We start from the raw sequence: 2,655 nt of genomic DNA, 5'->3' as shown, positions 1-2,655 counted from the left end.
TCCACCTAGGGCCATGAAGGCGCAGGGGAAGAGTAGTAAACCAGACCAACCGATGAAGACGAAACGGTCTCTTTTGAGCCAGTCATCGAGAGCATCAAACAGCCCTCTTTCTGGGGCGCGTCCGACAGCAATGGTCATGGGTATTTTTCCTCTTGCTTAACTGAAATCACGGGCAAGATTTCTTAACTTTTTTGAGTCTGGGATTACTCCCATTGTCTTATAAGATGGGGCGATCAATTGACTGGATTAGCTTGACTAAACTAGATGCGATCGCCTGTTAATCCTCACAAACTGTAAAAGATTAACGTTTCTTAAACTAGCACAAGCTAGACAATAATTTCGAGTTTGGTAAGATTTTGGTTCCTTGCGGCCTCTATCTACCTTTACTCATTATTAGCAAAAAATTACAAATCTATACAACTTGACTCATAATTGATTTTATATACACACAAAAGTTGTTTTGTCAATGAGTATTTATATTCATTTTTTTAATTGATCGCCACTCCCAATCCTCGAGGGGTTGTTCTAGCAATTGACAATCAAAGCAATCCTCGGCGGCGGTTTTCAGGGTAGCGATAATTGTCTCTAGGGTCAAATCTGGGGCTAAATTCAGCTTTTGAGGGGTAGCACTGGCGAAAACTTGTTCAAAGAGCGAATTATCTTGCTCTAGCACCATGGAACCATGTTGGAGAACCGAGGAACCCCGTTGCAGTTGGGCGCTCCCAATAAATTTGTTCCCCCAATTATCGACTAGATCCGCACCGGTAGCCGTACCGAAACAGTTAGCAGAATTAATATATCCCCGGCCTGCAACACCGTAGGACAATTCCAGACCGAGATTTTGCCAGCCTGTGATTAAAAATTGACAGATTTGAAGGTAAACTTCCCTAACATTCCCCTTCATCCCCGAATTTACCACCATATAAGTCAAATCCCCCTGATGTAGTACGGCCCGGCCACCAGTAGGACGACGAACTAGGGAGATTTTTTGACCTTGCCAAGTCAAATTACGCCAAAAATCGGGATATTGCCGTTGATGATAGCCCAAGGAAATGGCCGGGGGCGACCATTGATAAAAACGCAAAGTCGGGGGATGATGACCACAACGGTGTTGCTCTAGTAACCAAGAATCGATCGCCATTTGTAGCTCTGCCGATGAGATAATTGGAGGGATATAACGCCAAATTTTAGCTGCCACCAAAGGATTCTCGTAACATTTCATCATTATTATCTGCTACCGTCGCCACGAGAGTAATTGCTCGCGAAATCTCCCCAGGAGACAAATCGGCCACAGTACGCTGAGAAATCACCACCACCTGATCATTCATAATGGCAAAATGAGATTCAAAGGTTTCGGCACAATTCATCGCTAATAACTTGCGGGTTAATCCCAATTCATCCTTAACAGGCAATTTCAGCACAGAAGACCACACCGTGAGAAAATCATCATCGCTTTCCCCAGTTAACTGCACAAATACCTCAACGCTACCATACTGAAACTTCCACAGATAACCTTTTTCTGTATGTTGTACCATAGCAGTGTCATTCTGCTGCAAAGTAGAAATAACCGTTTCAATCATTTCTTGATGACTGCTCGTACTAGCCAGAAATTCATCGGTCATTGACTCTATTGCTTCTGAAGTCGCTAAACTTTCTGTGGTCATAAAAATTCCCTAAACTCGATCGATCACAATCTTATCCCAAGAGAAAAGTAAAAAGTCAAAAAAATCGGGGAAAATACTGGTTACAACCCAGCACTGACGATATTTTTCAGCAGTCTGGATGGTAGAATATTGATTGCTGGTCTGTACCTGAACCAGAAGCCAGTATCATTACCTTGCCACCAAATTTCAGAAAAGAGGCTCTCAAAATGTCCTTGGCTGAACTCAAATCTCAAATCCAGGAACTTTCAAAAATTGACAAGCTGCGACTAATGCAATTCTTGGCCACTGAGCTTGTCAAAGAAGAGAACGGAGACTTTTTTGTAGAAGGTCAAGAGTACCCAATCTGGTCTCCCTATGGCTGTTCTGAAGCGGCCAACACCTTAATGAACCTTCTGGCTACAAAACAAAAAGAACAGAATGCTTGATGGTCAAAAATTTCCCTACAAAATTATTGACACCAGTTCCAGCATGGTTGACCGAATGCCATATGTGCCTATAACACTGGGTCTGAATGGGCGCTCCTTAAACACCGAAGGTTTGATTGATACGGGAGCAAGTGTCAACGTTCTACCCTACGAGTTAGGCCTACAACTAGGCTTTATCTGGGAGAATGAAAATCTTTCGGTTATCTTGGCTGGAAACTTAGCCCATAATCTAGCATTTGCCTGGACTCAAGCTCCTAGTACACCTTTAATTTTGGGGCAGGCTAATTTCCTTTTTGAGTTTGATGTTTGTTTTTCCCGTTCGCAGTCTGAATTTGCAGTTCGCCCCAGAACGGTTGTATAACTGGACTTCCCCGTTGACAAAAGGCCATAACCTGTGCTGTAGAAGGGATTAAGAAAATTTACAGCGCCCCGTTACTGGGTACAAATCAGGGAAACTCCCAATAAATCTAACGCTTTTTGTTGCAGTTGGGTCGGTCGAGTTATCTTAGAAAAACGATAACTTCCCTCCCTAATCGTACATTCCACTGTATTCAAGCAAATCGTCC

General features: G+C 43.1%; 4 protein-coding genes and 1 pseudogene. 2 read left to right on the top strand and 3 right to left on the bottom strand.

What is annotated here, in order from left to right; translation table 11 throughout:
• From PX484_RS00535 to PX484_RS00525, 3 genes and pseudogenes are all read right to left on the bottom strand, one after another.
• A pseudogene (locus tag PX484_RS00535) lies at positions 1-138 on the bottom strand (photosystem II D2 protein (photosystem q(a) protein)); the annotation flags it as partial.
• Between the two features lie 325 nt (positions 139-463).
• Positions 464-1,225 carry a lipoate--protein ligase family protein gene (locus tag PX484_RS00530; RefSeq protein WP_288102649.1) on the bottom strand — a complete coding sequence of 254 codons (762 nt, stop codon included), beginning with the start codon at positions 1,223-1,225 and terminating at the stop codon, positions 464-466.
• On the bottom strand, positions 1,188-1,664 hold the full coding sequence (locus tag PX484_RS00525) for a YbjN domain-containing protein (RefSeq protein ID WP_002801317.1): 477 nt from the start codon (positions 1,662-1,664) through the stop codon (positions 1,188-1,190). The genes PX484_RS00530 and PX484_RS00525 overlap by 38 nt, the downstream gene beginning before the upstream one ends.
• A 206-nt stretch (positions 1,665-1,870) precedes the next feature.
• Between PX484_RS00525 and PX484_RS00520 the strand changes: the two genes are divergently transcribed.
• Together PX484_RS00520 and PX484_RS00515 are read left to right on the top strand one after the other, a co-directional pair.
• The gene (locus tag PX484_RS00520) at positions 1,871-2,089 is read left to right on the top strand and encodes a hypothetical protein (RefSeq protein ID WP_002747030.1); all 219 of its coding nucleotides are present in this window, start codon (positions 1,871-1,873) and stop codon (positions 2,087-2,089) included.
• Positions 2,082-2,450, top strand: a complete 369-nt coding sequence (locus PX484_RS00515; RefSeq protein WP_288102648.1) for a hypothetical protein — start codon at positions 2,082-2,084, stop codon at positions 2,448-2,450. The genes PX484_RS00520 and PX484_RS00515 overlap by 8 nt, the downstream gene beginning before the upstream one ends.
• Positions 2,451-2,655 lie beyond the last annotated feature (205 nt).

The organism is Microcystis sp. M49636_WE2 (assembly GCF_030065375.1).
Classification (GTDB): domain Bacteria; phylum Cyanobacteriota; class Cyanobacteriia; order Cyanobacteriales; family Microcystaceae; genus Microcystis; species Microcystis aeruginosa_C.
This window is presented reverse-complemented; position numbering and strand designations above follow the sequence as displayed.

Excerpts from the sequence above, each read along its gene's own strand:
- PX484_RS00520 (WP_002747030.1), top strand. The coding sequence starts at position 1,871 with ATGTCCTTGGCTGAACTCAAATCTCAAATCCAGGAACTTTCAAAAATT.
- PX484_RS00530 (WP_288102649.1), bottom strand. The coding sequence starts at position 1,225 with ATGATGAAATGTTACGAGAATCCTTTGGTGGCAGCTAAAATTTGGCGT.
- PX484_RS00515 (WP_288102648.1), top strand. The coding sequence starts at position 2,082 with ATGCTTGATGGTCAAAAATTTCCCTACAAAATTATTGACACCAGTTCC.
- PX484_RS00525 (WP_002801317.1), bottom strand. The coding sequence starts at position 1,664 with ATGACCACAGAAAGTTTAGCGACTTCAGAAGCAATAGAGTCAATGACC.